The sequence below is a fragment of the Kribbella sp. NPDC049584 genome, from assembly GCF_040675555.1.
Classification (GTDB): Bacteria; Actinomycetota; Actinomycetes; order Propionibacteriales; family Kribbellaceae; genus Kribbella.
Genome location: NZ_JBFAPF010000005.1, coordinates 394,557 through 410,009, shown reverse-complemented (window position 1 = coordinate 410,009; position 15,453 = coordinate 394,557). Strand labels below are relative to the sequence as shown.

Here is a 15,453-nt window from a genome sequence, read left to right as displayed (position 1 = left end):
ACCTGCCGCTGCACCCACCACCACAGACCACCACGTCGTCACCCGGCCATTGTGCCTGCGAGCGCTGATTACGCTGGGTTGGCCCGTGTCGCCGGCGCGCATGTCGACGCTCTCGTAGACGAGCTCGAGATTGCCTACTGCCTCGAGACACAGGTGTCGGCGGTGCTGAAGCGCTGGGGAGGACGGCCCGCTGACAGCTATGCCTGCCAGCGGGTGATGGCCTGTTCGACGTGGGTCGCGACGAGAGCCGGGAGGTCGATGTCCGCGCCCAGTAGCCACTGCAGTTCGATGCCGTCGAGGGCCGCTATCAGGACGCGTACCTCGGCCTCGATCTGCTGATCGGTGAGTACGGCGATCTCGCCGTCATCGACCGCTTCGCGGAGCTTGCCGGCCCACAACTGGAGTCCGTGGTCGTACCGCCGGCGGATGAAGTCCCGGGCCGGGTGACTGGGGTTGGTCGCCTCCGCGGCGAGCGTGATGAAGAGCTCCAGCAGCCCACGGTTCTGGACATGGAACTCCATCAGGTCGCGCATCTGCCGGAAGTACGCGACTCCGCGTACGCCGTCGGGCAGGGCCGACAGTCCGCTCCGAACCGTCCAGTCCTCGAGGACCGCCGCGAGCAGGCCCTCCTTGCTGCCGAAGTACTGGATCAGGGTTGCCGGTGAGGCGCCGACCCGTTCGGCGATGGCACGCAACGAACCGCCGACGTACCCGAGCTCACCGAAGACCTGAGCCGCGGTCTTCACGATCTGCTCCCGCCGCGCGATGCCCTTGCGATACGGGCCGCGGAGCGTCGGTGCCGTCGTCTCGCCTGCCACGAGTCCCCCCGGGATGGTGTCGCCGAGCTGTTGACGAAACCTTACCAGCCGTTTACGTTTGCCGAAACCTGAACGACTGGTTTGTTTTCGCTCTGACGAGGAGCAGGTATGCAGTCCACTCTCGGAGTCGGATTCCTGGGTGCCGGGCCCGTGACACAGGCCATCCACCTGCCGACGCTGGCCCGCCTGGGCCGGGAATTCACCGTCCGCCACGTCAACGACATCGACGCGTCCGTCGCCGAGCGGCTGGCGACACGCGCCGGCGCAGCGCATTCCACGTCCCTGGAGGTGCTGCTCGACGATCCGGCGGTCGACGTCGTCGCCATCTGCAGCCCACGCGCGTTCCATGCGGAGCAGGCGATCGCCGCCTGCCGTGCGGCCAAGAAGGCAGTTCTGTGCGAGAAGCCGTTCGCGATGTCGGCCGACGAGGCCGGCGCGATCGCTGCCGTCGCGAAGGAGACCGGCGTGCCGATCGTCGTCGGCGCCATGCACGTCTTCGATCCTGGCTGGCGCGCCGCCGTCGCACACTGGGGTGAACTCCCCGCGAGCAGTCACACGATCCGCTCGTCGATCATCCTGCCGCCGAACGCACGGTTCGAGGACGTCGCCACGGAGATGCTCGCACGGCCTGACTTCCCCACACCGGACTGGTCGGACGTGGAGGTACGCGCAGGCATGGTCCATGCCGGCGTGATGGGCCTCGCGGTGCACGACCTCCCTCTGATCCGCAGCCTGCTGACGCGGTACGACGATCTGCGCGTCATCAGTGCGACAGTCCTGCCACCCTTCGGTTATCGCATCCTGATGGTTGCTGGAGGCAAGTTTATCGAGCTGCAGGCGGTGGTGTCCGGAACGTGGCAGCCGAGTTGGGTGCTCGAGGCGTACGCCGACGACCAGGTCCTGCACACCGAGTTCACCCCGTCGTACGTGCACGCCGGATCTTCGGTCAGCACCCTGACGACCGCTGGGTCGGCGCAGGTGTTCGGACCGACCGATGCCAACGGCTACGAGGCGGAGTGGCTCGAGCTCGCGGCCATCGTGCGCGGCGAGGTCGCACCGCCCGATATCGACGCGCTCGTCGATGATCTGCGATTCACTGTCGCAGTCGCCGATTCCGCCGCGGACATCCTCCGATCGGCGCACCGAACGGAGGGTGCCGCATGACCGCTCTCCACGCACGATCGGCCCTGGCCACTCTGCCCCTCTCGATCAAGAACCCCGGCGATGTCGTCATTGTTGACGGGGCCAACGACTGGCCCACGGAGGCGAAGAACGCGATCGACGCCGGTGTCACCGGAGTCGTCATCGTTCAGCCGCGGGCCGCCGAGTTCGTCCTTCCCCAGGCCACCTCGACCATTGTCGTCGTCGACTCCGCCTGGGCGTCCAACCCGGTGACCAGCACCGACGCGTTCCGTACCGCGACCACCAACGGCAGCCGCCTCGAATGCCGCGTGATCGTGGCACCAGGCGCGGACTTCGCGACCGCATTGCTCGCTGAGCTGGCGCTGATCCGTGTCCTGCTCGCCCCGGTGCAGAAACTGCACCTCCACCACCGATCCGCCGACGCCGTGTACGCCGAAGGTTCGACGGACGCCGGCGTCACGATCGACGTCAGCATCATCTGCACCTCGGCCGTGCCGCCTTCAGCCACGGTCCGGCTGCTGACCTCCGACGGGAGCGTCGAACTCCTGATCCCGTCGGGGGACACGGCCCAGCCCGCCCGGCTGATCACGGTCGGCCCGGACGGCGCCGTACAGGCGCCGACGCAGTACGAGGCCGGTCATCGCGCGAGCCTCCGGCGGTTGCGCGACGCCGTACCGGGCGATGAGCTCGCCGATCTGCGCCACCTTCACGACGACGTCCTGGTGGTAACGGCCGCCCTTCGCGACTACCCCGCGGACCAGGCATCAGCCTGACCGCCCTCCTGCTCTGCTCCCCCAGCCCGCAGTCCGCCGCACCACTGCGGCTCTGTCCTGAGCCGCAACTTGAGTGGTCAGGCGGTGGGCTTTCCCAGTGCTGCTCGCGATCGAGGGGAGCTGGCAGATTCCGGGTCGGGTGATTTGTCCTGCTGGTCGAGTTTGCGACGGTAGAAGTCGTAGGCGGCCTGCTTGCTCATGCCCAAGGCGGCGCCGACCTCGCTCCAGCTGGAGCCTTCTTCGCGGGCTTGGCGCATCATGTGCCACCGCGCCCCGGTGAGCAGCTCGACCACCCGTCGGCTTGCCCGCAGGGCCTCCAGCCCGGTCACGCCGGGCAGATCGGCCAGCGCCTTCACCAGAACTGCCACCGAATGGCCCGCTTCCCGCTCTTGCTCGATCCCGCGCTCGTAGAGCTCCCGCTGATCGCTGATTCGCAGCACCTCGAGCAGCTCTTCCAGGCTTCTGACATCCACCGGCTCCGAAGTCGCTGCCGTGTCATCACCCATCACGTCAAGGTAGCTTGACGCAAGGGTTCACGTCAAGCTACCTTGACGACATGGGCCAACTCCCCTCTTCCGACCCGCAGCCGGACAACGCTGCAGCTCCGATCGCCGCCGTACGGCTAGGGCCAGGACAGTTCCTGCTCGCGGTCGACGACCTGCGGCACGGCACGTCGTTCTGGATCGACGACCGCACCTTCGTGGTCGTCTCCGAGCCGTGCACGCTGACGAAGCTGAACTATCTGGTGACCGTTCGCGAGACCGCCGGGCCGGACCGCGGCCGGCAGTTACGGGTGCAGGTGCGGCTGGGTCGGCAACCGCGCGGCTCGGCCAGGAGCCGGCTTGGAGTAACCCCCGGCACGACCCGGGCCGGCATTCCCGCCGAGAGGTCGCGGACACACGCCCGGAGGAGCCTGGTATGAGCATCATCGATCTGGCCGGCAGTGCGGGGGCCGAGCAATTCGCACAACTCGCCCTCGACCTGCACGACTCCGGTGGGGTCGACGAGACCGTCCAGGCAGTCGTCGACTTCGCCTTGCAGGCACTGGCATGTTCCCATGCCGGTGTCGCGCTGATCGTCCGCGGCGGAAGGCTGGAGATTCCGGCGACCACCGACCCGGTGGTCGCCGAGATCTACGCATTGCAGATCGGCGGCGACACAGGTCCGCTGGCGGTGTCGATGCGCGAGCACACGATCGTTCTGGTCCGCGACACCACCACGGACGACCGCTGGCCGGAGTGGGCCGGCAAGGTTCTCGAGCTCGGCGTGCGCAGCGTCCTGGACGTCCCGCTGCTCACCACCGCAGCCGGCACCGTCGGCGTGCTAGGTCTCTACAGCACCCGGCCGGACGCCTTCGGCCCCGACGAAGAAGCCATCGCCCACATCCTCGCCCGTCACGCCTCGGTCGCCGTCGCCAGCGCCCGCCACGAAGTCAACCTCGCCCAGGCCGTCGACGCCCGCAAACTCGTCGGCCAGGCGATGGGCATTCTGATGGAGCGCTACAACCTTGACGGCGACAGGGCCTTCGAAGTACTGCGCCGGTATTCCCAGGACACCAACACGAAGCTTCGCGACGTGGCGCAGCAGCTGATCGAAACCCGCAAACTGCCCCACTGATCTTCGCTGTCAGCGCTTGGCGAGTGCAGCGAGAAGCATTTCCAGGGCAGCCAGGGTGGCCTGTGCGACGACCTCTGACGGGTCGCCGTCGAACCTGTGCTGATCCACAACCTCGCCGTCGGACGAGCTGAGCGCGACATAGACGGTCCCGGGCCGGTGACCCTCCTCGGGATCCGGTCCGCCCACTCCGGTGACTGCGACGACAACGTCGGCGCCGAGCAGATCAGCGCAGCCTTTGGCCATCTGTACGGCGCAGCGCGCGTTCACCACTGGTCCGGTATCTACGTTCAGCACGCGGAACTTCGTCTCGGCCGCATACGCGACAACTCCGCCGGCGAACCAGACACTCGAATCGGCGGCGGCGCCGAGCTTTGAGGCGATCGCCCCGCTGGTCAGCGATTCCGCCACGGCAACGCTCAGCCCCTGCGCAAGCGCCGTACCACCGATGCGCTCCGCGATCTCGCCGGCGATGCCGGCGCGGTCGCCGTCAGCCATGTCCCCAGTCATGTCCCCAGTGATGTCCCCAGTCATGTCTCCTCACCCGGCCTCGCGGTCGGGTGAGGAGATGGTTGCCGGCTCAGAGGTCGGCTTCGCTCTCGACCTTCTTCTTCAGCTCATCTTTGGACAGACCCGCCGTACCGGAGATGTCCGCGTTCTTCGCCTGCTGGGCGAGTTGCTCGCGCGTCATGTCGCCGGGCTGTTCACCGAGGTGCTGCTTGCGGCTCGCGGCGAACGCCTCGCCGAGCTGCGCGCGCCGTTCGTCGGACAGGTTCGACCGCATCCCCGGCAGCACCTTGGACTCCTCCTCCTCGACGTGGTGGGACACAGCGTCGATGAGGTTCTGCAGGGCCTTGTCGAACGCCGCCGAGGTCGGGTCGGTCTCGGCGAGCTTGGCCAGGAGCTGATCGGCCTCGATGTGCTCCTGCTGGCTGTGCGAGACCTCCTCCTTCTCACCGGCTTCCGCGGCCGCGACGGGATAGACCTCCGCCTCCTCGGCCCGGCTGTGAGCGGTGAGCAGGGTGGTGAGCACCGGCAACAGGTTCGGTCGCTTCTCCGGGTTGTCCTTCAACTCGTCGAACAACCGCTCGACCTCACGGTGGTCCTGCATGATCAGGTCGACGACATCCGCAGCCATATCCAGTCCTCCCGAATCGAATTGCCTTGATTCGCCGGTACCCCCGACCATGCAACCGTTGCCTCAGGCGTCAAAGTCGTCGCGGGCGCGGGTTGGTCAGCTCGAGGGAGCTCGGTCAGCCCTCGATGCCGGTCGCGTCGTGTGACGTGCCGACCGGCTTGCTCTCCGGGGATCCGCGTTCGCGCAGGTAGATGCTCAGCACGGCCATCGACCCGACCGCGAGGAGCTCCGACTGCCAGTTCTGCAGACTTCGGCTCCAGAAGTCGGCCGAGCCGACATAGGACCGCCATGACACCGGATCCTGAAGCTGCCTCAACTGGTCCTCGTTGAACGTCGACCAGCCCGCGACCGACTGCACCAGCCAACAGGCGAGGAACACCGCCCCCATCACCAGACCGAGCGACGAGGAGAACAGCTTGGTCCGCCAACCGCCGACTCGCGCCCAACGCGGCGAATCAGGGCCGGCATAGGCACCGACCTTCTGCTCCTCGTCGGACTCCCGCCCCGCCTTGTCCAGCGGCTTCGATTCCGGTGAGCCGCGTTGCACCAACCAAACAGTCAGGACTATGTAGAGCAGGAACTGCAGGTACTCGCTCTGCCAGTTCTCGGTCACGTCCACGGCGAAGTCGGCCGACGTGACGTAACGGCCGAATGTCACCGTCGCCAGGCCGTCGGTGATCTGCTGATTGTTGTACTCCGCCAGACCGGCGAAGGCCTGTCCGACCAGCGCCGCAAGGAAGAGCCCGCCGAAGACAAGACTGAGCGAGTTGGTGCGCACGAAGCCACGGACCCGACTCATCGCTGTATCAGTCCCAGGGTGAAGAAGTAGGCCAGACCGATGACGATCACGGCCAGGTAGACGATGAAGATCACGCGCACCGGCCATCACCCCTTGACCTTGCAGTCGTACGGCAACTGCCCCTGCGCAGTACACGCGGCAGCCACGACCTTCCAGCCGTCGTCGAAGTCGGCGAGGAAGGCGGTGTCGCGACCGGTCCGCGCCTGGGCCTGCGTGCCGTACTGCCGCAACTCGACCACCGTGCCACCGGCGGGGATGTCTTCATCGAGGATCGCCGAGGCGCACCGCGCCTGCGACGACTGCTCCACCTCATGCACAGTCTGCGGCGCCAGCAAGGCGCAGGCGGCAGCCCCGTCGTTGCGCTGGATCGCCTGATAGAACTGCTCCGCCACGCTCGACGAAGCAGCAGGTAACCGTGCTCCACATGAAGTGACCGCGAGCACAATCGTGCCCAGAACTACGCAACCGGCCCACAATCTCATGCCGAACCGGTACCCAAAGTCATCCCCGTGGCCCGAGCCCGGTGAGCGGCGAAGGGCCCAGCAGCGCGTGTGGGGTTGCGCCGAGCCTGGGCCCTCCGGGGAAGACCAGCCTATTGCGGAACAGGCTGCCTCGACACCCTTGACACTCCAGAGAGTAAGGAGATCGTCACAACTAGTAGACGGCCAATCGACCGGGTCGCGGTGTGGTCAGTGGGGCAGTTTGCGGGTATCGATCAGTTGCTGGGCCACGTCGCGCAGTTTGGTGTTGGTGTCCTGGGAATAGCGTTTCAGCACCTCGAACGCGCGGGCTTCGTCGAGCTGGTAGCGCTCCATCAGGATGCCCATGGCCTGTCCGACCAGTTTGCGGGCATCGATCGCCAGCGCCAGACTTTGCTCCTTGCGGGCGGTGGCGACCGCGACCGATGCGTGCCTGGCCAGGATCTGGGCGATCGCCTGGTCATCGGCGTCGAACGCATCCGGTTTCACGCTGTACAGACCCAATACACCCACGGTTCCGGCCGCAGTGGTGAGCGGAACGTCGAGGACGCTCCGCACGCCCAATGAGATTACCTTCGAGGCCCAGTCGGGCCAGCGGTCGTCGAGCTCGGTGTCGCGGACCAAGACGGTCGTGTGCTCGCGCATCGACTCGATCAACGGGCCTTCCCGCCCCGCCATCAGCCACAGGAAGATCTCTTCCACCACCGGGTCGGTGGCCGCCGGAACCTCGGGCTTGCCGGCGCGGGCGAGGGCGACACCGGCGTGCGAGCAATTCAGGGCCTGCAATGCGAAATCCACCACCGCCTGCACGGTCTCCTCGACCCCTCCGGAATCGTGCAGACTCACCGCGAGGCGCGCGAACAGGTCCGCTCGCTCGGCCGCGGTGAGCTCGGCGCGCGGCCGGCGAGCGCCGTGGTCCGCACCGCCAGGTTCGTCCATGCGGCAATCATGCCAGCATCGGCAGGTGTACCCACGGAAACACCACTGGCTCCAACGCGTTCAGGGAGCGACGATCAGCGCTTGGGGCGCGGCCTGTTTGATGCGGGTGTTGAGCCAGGTGAGCTGCTGACTCGTCTCGGCCTGGCAGGCGGACGCGGTTCGGAGCAGATCAGCATCCCGAAGGCCTTGGGCAGCCTGGGCGATGACGGTCCACGTGACGTCGACGAACGATCCGAGTGCGTACAGGTCCTGGAGATCGCGCAGCAGCCCGACCCCGCCCGAGCGCGCGCCGCCGAACTCCGCGGCCTTCAGACGCTCCGGCTCGTTGTCCGCGTCCTCGCCGTACCGGTCGACAGCTGCTTGCAATTGCTCCACATGCGCACGCGACTTGCCGGCGAGCAGCTCGCACAGCTGCACGATGTCCGGCTCGTCGCCGTGCCCCTGCCCGATCTGGTCGAACGCGTCGGCCAAAGCACCCTCCGCGTGCCGCAACAGTCCGAGGTATGTCGAGACATGCATCAGCGCTCCACCTTCCGTACCCGGACCGCGGCCACCTTGAAAAGCGGCTGCTTCGACACCGGATCCCACTCGGTGATCGTCACTTCGTTCGCGGCCGTCGGCGGCCCGTCCGCGTTGTCCCAGTAGCCGAAGTGGAACGGCAGGAACACGACGCCAGGGCGCGGCGTACCCACCCGGCACTCGGCCTCGACGCGGCCGCGAGCCGACTCGACCATCACGGTCTCCCCCGCCGCCACCTGCAACTCAGCAGCGTCTTCCGCGGAGAGCTCGACCCACATCCGCGGCTCCGCACGGCGCAGCCTCGGCGATCGGCCCGTCTTCGTCCGCGTGTGGAAGTGGTACGGCGACCTCCCGGTCGTGCCGATCAGCGGGAACTCGGCCGAGGTCGTCTCCGGTGGCGGTCTGAAGTCGGCCGCTTTGAGGAACGCTTTGCCGCCCGGCTGCTGTGCCTTGTACTTCTCGGGCGTCGTCGAGCCGCCGGTGCTCAGGTCGTGCCCGAAGTCCTCGCACACCGCGGGATCGGTCGGGAACACCCCATCCGTGTACAGCCGGTCGGCGCCCTCGGGCTGATCAGCCGTGCACGGCCACGGGATCCCGCTCCCGCCGCGAAGGGCGTCGTACGTCAGACCGCTGTAGTCACACGGCCGGCCGCGGCTGCATTCCTTCCAGGCCTCGAACGCGCCCTCCGGTGTCTTCCAGCCGATCAGGCGATGCCCGTCCCGGTCGCGGAAGTCCATCCGCTCGGCGTAATCGAGGAAGATCTCGAGGTCGCTCCGCGCTTCTCCGGGCGGCGCGACCGCCTGCTCGGACAGATGGACGGTCCGGCTCGCGTTCGTGAACGTGCCCTGCTTCTCGCCCCACAGCGCGGCCGGCAGGACCACATCGGCGTACGCCGCCGTCTCGGTGAAGAAGCCGTCCTGGACGACGAGGAACAGGTCCTGCTTGCCGAGGATCTCGCGGATCCGGCCGAGCTCGGGCAACGAGACGGCCGGGTTGGTGGCGGAGATCCAGAGGAAGTCGATCGAACCTTGTTCGACGTACCGCCACAGCTGCATCGCGTGCGTCGGCGGCGCCCAGTGCGGGATCACCTGCCGGTCGACGTTCCACAGCTGAGCCAGCTCGTCGATGTGGTCGGGGTTCGCCCAGTTCCGGAAGCCGGGCAGATCGCCGTCCGCACCGCACTCCCGGGTGTTCTCGGCGGTCGGCTGACCGTTCATCTGCAGTACGCCGCAGCCCGGCTTGCCGATCATGCCGCGGAGCAGGTGCAGGTTGTTGACCTGGCACGACGCCGCGGTCGCCTGATGGGACTGGTAGAAGCCCTGCAGCACAGTGGACAGGACCCGCTCGCTGGTGCCGAAGACCTCGGCCGCGCGGCGCAGATCGCCCGCGGGTACGTCGCAGATCTCGGCGACCTTCTCCGGCGTGTAAGGCTCGACGGTTTGCGCGAGGTCGTCGTACCCGAGGGTGTGTTGATCGACCCAGGCGTGGTCGATCCACTCGTGAGCAATGAGCTCGTGGATCAGCCCGTTCATCAAGGCCTGGTTTGTCCCCGGGAGTGGACGCAGATGTACGCCCCCGGTGCGGACCGCGGCCTCGGCGACCGGTGTCATCCGCGGGTCGACGGCAACAATCGCAGGCGTGTCGGCGCCCTCGATCCGGTCGAGGACGCGCGACCAGAGCACGGTCTGCGTCGCGGCCATGTTGTGCCCGAACAGGAAGAGCGCGTCACAGGCCTCGATGTCGTTGTAGCTTCCCGGCTGACCGTCTGAGCCGAACGTCTCCTTCAGCGACGCGGCCGCCGTCGCCGTACAGAGCCGGGTGTTGCCGTCCATGTGCGGCGTACCGAGTCCGGCTTTCCCGATCACGGCGAGGGTGTAGTACTCCTCGAGGAAGAGCTGACCGCTGGTGTAAAAGCCGTGCTGCAACGGCTGACGACGCTTCGACTCGGCAACGATCCGGTCCATCGCGGCGTCCCAGCTCGTCTCGACCAGCGTGCCGTCCTGTCGTACGAGCGGACGGGTCAAGCGGTCCTGATCGCTCCACTGCCACGAGGCGTACAGCCCCTTCGGACCGAGCCGGCCATGGTTGACGCGGTCCCCTGCCCGTCCGCGGACGCCGACCATCCGCCCGTCCTTCACCGCGATGTCGCAGGCACAGCCGTTGCTGCACAGCACACACGCCGACTGCACCCAGCGGTCCACCTCGTCCTCGGCCACCGCGAGCTCTTGATCGACCCGCACGGGCCACTCGGTGTCCCGGCCGTGCGGCGTCCGCGGCCCCCAAACATCTTGAACACGATCAGCCATGCCGCGCCGGTACCCCCGGGGTTACGCCTTGATTCAGGGCTGGAGCAGGACTTTCACCGCGCCGTCGGCCTTCTGCTGGAACATCTGGTACGCCGCGACGCCGTCCGACAGCGGCAGGTGATGGGTCGCGAAACTGTCGACGCCCAACGGATCGTCGTCGGTCAGGAGCGGGAGGATCTGGCCGCTCCACCGGCGGACGTTCGCCTGCCCCATCCGGAGCTGGATCTGTTTGTCGAACATCGTCAGCATCGGCAACGGATCCGCGGCCCCGCCGTACACGCCGACCAGCGAGATCGTGCCGCCGCGGCGCACGGCGTCCACGGCGAGCAGTAACGCCGCGAGCCGATCGACGCCGGCCTTCTGCATGAACGTTCGCTGGACCGTATCCGGCAGCAGGCCGGCGACCTGCTGCGTGATCCGCGCGACCGGCGAGCCGTGGGCCTCCATCCCGACCGCGTCGATCACCGCGTCCGGGCCGCGCCCGGCAGTCCGGTCGCGGATCGTGTCGGCGGCGTCGGCGGCGTACTCGACGGTCTCGACCCCGTTGCCCCGGGCGCGTTCCAGCCGCTCCGGAACGAGGTCGACGGCGATCACCCGATGGCCGCGATGCTTCGCGATCCGGGCGGCCATGTCACCGATCGGGCCCAGACCGAGGACGACGACCGTGCCACCGTCCGGGATCCCGGCGTACTCCACCGCCTGCCAGGCCGTCGGAAGCACATCGGAGAGATAGACGAAGCGGTCATCCGGCGGGCCGTCCGGCACCTTGATCGGGCCGTACTGCGCTTGCGGCACGCGCAGGTACTCCGCCTGTCCCCCCGGAACCTGCCCGTACAGCTTGGTGTAGCCGAACAGCGCGGCGCCCATCCCGTGCTCACGAACCTGCGTCGTCTCGCACTGCGTTTGCAGCCCTTGATCGCACATGAAGCAGGACCCGCAGGCGATCTGGAACGGAATGACGACCCGGTCGCCCGGGCTCAACCCGGGGACCTCAGACCCCGTCTCCTCGACCACCCCGATCACCTCGTGCCCGAGCACGTCTCCGGCGTCCAGGAAGGGGCCCATCACCTCGTAAAGATGCAGGTCCGACCCACAGATCCCCGAGGATGTGACCCGCACGATCGCATCGGTCGGGTCCTCGATCCGCGGATCCGGCACCTCGCCGTACTCGATCTTTCGCTTGCCTTGCCACGTCAGCGCTTTCATCGAAACTCAGTTCCCCTGTGCATCGGCCGACCTCAGTGCTGGGCCGAGGTCGGTGCGGAAGAAGTCGAAGAAGCCGTCCATGTCCGGTCCCGCGTTGATGAGCGCCAGGTGGTCATAGCCGGCATCGGCGTACTGCGTTGCGACCTCGAGGTGACGCCGTACGTCGGGACCGCAGCCGAACTGGTCGCGCATGTGCTCGGCCGTGACGAGCTCCGTCGCCGCGTCGAAGTTCAGCGGATTGGGGAGCTCGGACTGCACAGGCCAGCCGGTCACGCCGAACCGGAACAGGCGCCGCGCCGACTCTGCCGCCTCGTCCACCGACGGCGCCCACGCCAGCGGCACCTCGGCGTACCGCGGCCCGCTGCCTCCAGCCTTCACGAACTCGTCGATCAGATCCGGCCGCGGCTCTGTGACGAACAACGCGTCGCCCAGCTCGCCGGCCAACCGGGCTGCCTCGGTCCCACCCGCGGCTACTGCGATCCCCGGCAACTCATCCGGCAGATCGAAGACCCTCGCGTCCTCGAGCCGAAGATGCTTGCCGTCGTACGACTGGTAGCCGCCGCTCCACAACAAGCGGATGATCTCGAGCGCCTCGCGGAGCATTTCGTGCCGGGTCGTCGCCGCCGGCCAACCCTGTCCGACGACGTGCTCGTTCAGTCGCTCACCGGCGCCGACACCGAGCGTGAAGCGCCCGTCCGACAGCAGCGCTGTCGTGGCTGCGGCCTGCGCCACGATCGCCGGGTGATAGCGGATGAACGGACAGGTCACGCCGGTCGCCAGCTCGAGCCGCGAGGTCCGCGCGGCGATCGCGGCAAGCATCGAGAACGCGAAACCCGAGTGCTCGTGCTCGCTGACCCATGGGTGGAAATGATCGCTCACCTCCACGAAGTCGAATCCGGCCTCCTCCGCCTTGACCGCCTGCGCGACGATCTCGGTCGGTGAGTAGGCCTCGGCGATCAGCTTGAAGCCGATACGCATCGACACACCTCCTGGTGGCTGTCGGCAACGGACAGCGCCCCGGTGCCCTCCGCATCCCCTGCGAAACGACGCAGATGTGTAACTGCTGAGAGCCGGGGCACCGCACACAGTAAGGAGCATTGGTCCGCTCGAGGGACTGGTGATTCCCAGGTCTCTGCGTTCTGACCAGTAGCGCAGGGACCGTTCCAGCAAGGCCGTGTCGGAACGGGTACCGGGACGGCGTGACGCTCAGTGGACTGTTTACCGGCACTGTCGCCGGGACGGTGGGGCTGGAAGAAGAGCTGTTGCTCGTCCGCCGGGGGAATTGGCTCCCGGCGGACGTCGCCCATGTGGTTGCGGAGATCGGGGACCCGCGGGTGAAGCAGGAGCTTCCGGCTTGTCAGCTCGAGATCGCGACCTCGGTCCACAAGAACGCGCTGGATGCGGTCGAGGAGCTGCGTGCGTGCCGGGCGATGGTGGCTGCCGCCTGTGGTCCTGAATTGGCGGCGATCGCGGCGCCGGTTCACCCGTTGGTCGACGGTCCTGTCGCGCTGTCGCGGACAGATCGGGCGGCCGGGCTCGGAGCCCGCTATCGCGAGGTCATGGGCCGACAGCTCGTCTCGTCGTTGCAGGTGCACCTCGCCTTCGGTGACGCGGCCTGCACGCTGGGGGTCTATCACGGCCTGCGGAACCTGCTACCGGAGTTGGCCGCGCTGGCCGGTGCGGCGCCGTTCGCTGCGGGACGAGACACCGGCTTGTGCTCCGTACGGCCGGTGATCGCCGCGCAGTTGCCCCGCCAAGGTGTTCCGCCGGCCATCAGCTCGTGGGAGCAGTACGCGGACGACCTCGCCTGGGCCGTCCGAGGGGGTGCATTCGCCGACGCCTCGGAGTGGTGGTGGGAGCTGCGGCCGCACATCCGCTACGGCACGCTCGAGCTGCGGGTCCTCGACGTACAGGCGACTGTGGATCGGACCAGCGCGCTCGTTCGGTTCGTGCACGCTCTCGGGGCAGGGCTTGCCGACCTGCACTGTCGCGGTGAGCTGCCGCCGCCGGCGCCGACGTGGAGGATCGCGGAGAACCGTTGGGCAGCCCTACGAGACGGCGTCCGCGGCGACTTGCTCGACCTGCACACCGGCGTACGACGGTCCACCCGCGGCTGTCTGCACACACTGATCGATGTCGCGGAACCCTATGCGCCGGGCGGATTGGACGACGCGCGGGCGCTGGTGGACAACCCGCCGGTCGAGCATCTCCGGGCGCTCGGCCCCGACCGCGTCGTGCCCTGGCTGGCAGAGGTGTTCAGCGGCGTTTGATCGGCAGCGTGTGGGTGCCGTCGCAGAACGGCGGGATGCCGGTGCGTCCGCAGCGGCACAACGCGACGGTACGCCGGGACGCGGGGATCGGTTCGCCGTCCTCGTCCACGAGCTGAAAGTCGCCGCGGACCAGCAGCGGACCGTCCGGGTAGGCACGAATCTCGTTCATGAAAACGCTGTACCCACAGGCGAATCCGGGCGGGTACCTGGATGCATGCAGCTACCTTCCCCGCGTGGGCCGCTCAGCGGCTGGTTGACCAACCGGCTGACACGACGCGACCACGCAGCGCTCACCTTTGAGATCGAACGACTCGATCGCCCGTACGCCGACGAGGATCTGCAGCTCGCGCTGTGGATCGCCTACGAGCTCCAGTACCGCGGTTTTGACGGCGTGGACGCCGACTTCCAGTGGGATACCGACGTCATCGCGTTCCGGTCGAGGCTGGAGCAGCCCTGGAGCGATTGGCTCGAGGCGAACTGCCGAGTCACGCCGACCACGGAGCCTGTCGCGGTGCAACTGAAGGCGTTGATTGCTTCCGACGACGGTCCGCGCTTGGCGCCGTACCTGCGTCGGCATGCCACCAAGGAACAGTTCCGCGACTTCGTCCTCAACCGGTCCGTGTACCAGCTGAAGGAGGCCGACCCGCACAGCTTCGGCATCCCGCGGCTCGACGGCGCGGCCAAAGCGGCCCTGGTCGAGATCGAGGCCGACGAGTACGGCGGCGGCCGCCCCGAACGCATGCACTCCGAGCTGTTCCGTACGACGATGCGCTGGCTCGGCCTCGACGACAGCTACGGCTCGTACGTCGACGTCGTACCAGCCGTGACACTCGCGGTGTCGAACGTGATGTCGCTGTTCGCGATCCATCGGCGCTGGACCGGTGCGCTAGTCGGTCACCTGGCTGCACTCGAGATGACCTCGACCCTGCCCAATCGCCAGTACGCCGCGGGGGCCTTCCGGCTGGGCGCCTCGGAGGATCAGGCGGGTTACTTCACCGAGCACGTCGAAGCCGACGCCGTCCACGAACAGATCGCCGCCTACGACCTGTGCGGCAACTACGTCCAACAACACCCCGACGCAATCGCCGACGTACTCTTCGGCGCCAGCTGCTCCCTCACGATCGACAACCTCTTCGCCGAACACCTACTCACCAACTGGAAGTCGCCACGCCTAGCAAGCGTCTAGGATTTCGGCGATTTCGCCGGCGGTTGTGCGGACGATGTGGGGTAGGCGGTTCCAGCGGGCGACTTGGGAACCGAGAGCAATCTGGTCGAGCTCGTCGCGTCCGGTGGAGAAGGGGACCTCGCTGTCGTAGCGGCGCGAGTGCCATGCGCCGTTGCGGTAGTAAGTCTCGATGAAACCCTCGGGTGCGGCGGCCAATGGGTCGTGCGGCGCGATGGTCCGGACGTTGCCGTCAGTCGGGGCGGGAGCGGTCATGTCTGGTTACC

Annotated in this window: 19 protein-coding genes; 6 read left to right on the top strand and 13 right to left on the bottom strand. The window is 67.6% G+C overall.

Annotation, left to right across the window (positions count from 1 at the left end):
- Positions 1-197: 197 nt before the first annotated feature.
- Complete coding sequence (locus AB0J62_RS20920; RefSeq protein ID WP_363873241.1) at positions 198-818, bottom strand: TetR/AcrR family transcriptional regulator; 621 nt, start codon at positions 816-818, stop codon at positions 198-200.
- Positions 819-926: 108 nt separating this feature from the next.
- On the opposite strand from AB0J62_RS20920, the gene AB0J62_RS20915 reads away from it, so the two are divergent.
- Positions 927-1,982 carry a Gfo/Idh/MocA family oxidoreductase gene (locus tag AB0J62_RS20915; RefSeq protein ID WP_363873238.1) on the top strand — a complete coding sequence of 352 codons (1,056 nt, stop codon included), beginning with the start codon at positions 927-929 and terminating at the stop codon, positions 1,980-1,982.
- A complete protein-coding gene (locus AB0J62_RS20910; RefSeq protein WP_363873235.1) occupies positions 1,979-2,734 on the top strand; it encodes a hypothetical protein in 756 nt (251 codons plus the stop codon). Before AB0J62_RS20915 ends, AB0J62_RS20910 begins: the two co-directional genes overlap by 4 nt.
- A gap of 77 nt (positions 2,735-2,811) precedes the next feature.
- Here AB0J62_RS20910 and AB0J62_RS20905 read toward each other — a convergent pair whose 3' ends face one another.
- Complete coding sequence (locus tag AB0J62_RS20905; protein ID WP_363873232.1) at positions 2,812-3,240, bottom strand: hypothetical protein; 429 nt, start codon at positions 3,238-3,240, stop codon at positions 2,812-2,814.
- Between the two features lie 50 nt (positions 3,241-3,290).
- Here AB0J62_RS20905 and AB0J62_RS20900 point away from each other — a divergent pair, with 50 nt between their 5' ends.
- Positions 3,291-3,656, top strand: coding sequence for a hypothetical protein (locus AB0J62_RS20900; protein ID WP_363873228.1), 366 nt, complete (start codon positions 3,291-3,293; stop codon positions 3,654-3,656).
- Entirely contained in the window at positions 3,653-4,351 is a 699-nt protein-coding gene (locus tag AB0J62_RS20895) for a GAF and ANTAR domain-containing protein (protein ID WP_363873225.1), read from the top strand. Before AB0J62_RS20900 ends, AB0J62_RS20895 begins: the two co-directional genes overlap by 4 nt.
- A 9-nt stretch (positions 4,352-4,360) precedes the next feature.
- Here the strand turns inward: AB0J62_RS20895 and AB0J62_RS20890 are convergent, their stop codons facing one another.
- From AB0J62_RS20890 to AB0J62_RS20850, 9 genes are all read right to left on the bottom strand, one after another.
- Positions 4,361-4,858, bottom strand: coding sequence for a CinA family protein (locus AB0J62_RS20890; RefSeq protein WP_363873222.1), 498 nt, complete (start codon positions 4,856-4,858; stop codon positions 4,361-4,363).
- Positions 4,859-4,928: 70 nt separating this feature from the next.
- A complete protein-coding gene (locus tag AB0J62_RS20885; protein ID WP_363873219.1) occupies positions 4,929-5,486 on the bottom strand; it encodes a hemerythrin domain-containing protein in 558 nt (185 codons plus the stop codon).
- A gap of 115 nt (positions 5,487-5,601) precedes the next feature.
- On the bottom strand, positions 5,602-6,285 hold the full coding sequence (locus tag AB0J62_RS20880) for a DUF6766 family protein (protein WP_363873216.1): 684 nt from the start codon (positions 6,283-6,285) through the stop codon (positions 5,602-5,604).
- Between the two features lie 86 nt (positions 6,286-6,371).
- Complete coding sequence (locus AB0J62_RS20875) at positions 6,372-6,677, bottom strand: hypothetical protein (RefSeq protein ID WP_363873213.1); 306 nt, start codon at positions 6,675-6,677, stop codon at positions 6,372-6,374.
- 297 nt (positions 6,678-6,974) lie between these two features.
- Complete coding sequence (locus AB0J62_RS20870; protein WP_363873210.1) at positions 6,975-7,703, bottom strand: GAF and ANTAR domain-containing protein; 729 nt, start codon at positions 7,701-7,703, stop codon at positions 6,975-6,977.
- A gap of 60 nt (positions 7,704-7,763) precedes the next feature.
- Positions 7,764-8,222, bottom strand: a complete 459-nt coding sequence (locus tag AB0J62_RS20865) for a hypothetical protein (RefSeq protein WP_363873207.1) — start codon at positions 8,220-8,222, stop codon at positions 7,764-7,766.
- Complete coding sequence (locus AB0J62_RS20860) at positions 8,222-10,462, bottom strand: nitrate reductase (protein ID WP_363873204.1); 2,241 nt, start codon at positions 10,460-10,462, stop codon at positions 8,222-8,224. Before AB0J62_RS20860 ends, AB0J62_RS20865 begins: the two co-directional genes overlap by 1 nt.
- Before the next feature lie 99 nt (positions 10,463-10,561).
- Entirely contained in the window at positions 10,562-11,734 is a 1,173-nt protein-coding gene (locus AB0J62_RS20855) for an alcohol dehydrogenase catalytic domain-containing protein (RefSeq protein ID WP_363873201.1), read from the bottom strand.
- Between the two features lie 6 nt (positions 11,735-11,740).
- A complete protein-coding gene (locus AB0J62_RS20850) occupies positions 11,741-12,712 on the bottom strand; it encodes a TIGR03557 family F420-dependent LLM class oxidoreductase (RefSeq protein ID WP_363873198.1) in 972 nt (323 codons plus the stop codon).
- Between the two features lie 221 nt (positions 12,713-12,933).
- Between AB0J62_RS20850 and AB0J62_RS20845 the strand changes: the two genes are divergently transcribed.
- Complete coding sequence (locus tag AB0J62_RS20845) at positions 12,934-14,004, top strand: YbdK family carboxylate-amine ligase (RefSeq protein ID WP_363873195.1); 1,071 nt, start codon at positions 12,934-12,936, stop codon at positions 14,002-14,004.
- On the opposite strand, the gene AB0J62_RS20840 is transcribed toward AB0J62_RS20845, so the two are convergent.
- The gene (locus tag AB0J62_RS20840) at positions 13,991-14,173 is read right to left on the bottom strand and encodes a CDGSH iron-sulfur domain-containing protein (protein ID WP_134104470.1); all 183 of its coding nucleotides are present in this window, start codon (positions 14,171-14,173) and stop codon (positions 13,991-13,993) included. The genes AB0J62_RS20845 and AB0J62_RS20840 overlap by 14 nt on opposite strands.
- Positions 14,174-14,218: 45 nt before the next feature.
- Here AB0J62_RS20840 and AB0J62_RS20835 point away from each other — a divergent pair, with 45 nt between their 5' ends.
- Positions 14,219-15,190: an iron-containing redox enzyme family protein gene (locus tag AB0J62_RS20835; RefSeq protein ID WP_363873191.1), complete on the top strand. Its 972-nt coding sequence runs from the start codon at positions 14,219-14,221 to the stop codon at positions 15,188-15,190.
- Here AB0J62_RS20835 and AB0J62_RS20830 read toward each other — a convergent pair.
- Positions 15,176-15,442 (bottom strand): hypothetical protein, encoded by a 267-nt coding sequence (locus AB0J62_RS20830; RefSeq protein WP_363873187.1) that lies wholly within the window; start codon positions 15,440-15,442, stop codon positions 15,176-15,178. The two genes, AB0J62_RS20835 and AB0J62_RS20830, sit on opposite strands and share 15 nt — an antisense overlap.
- Positions 15,443-15,453 lie beyond the last annotated feature (11 nt).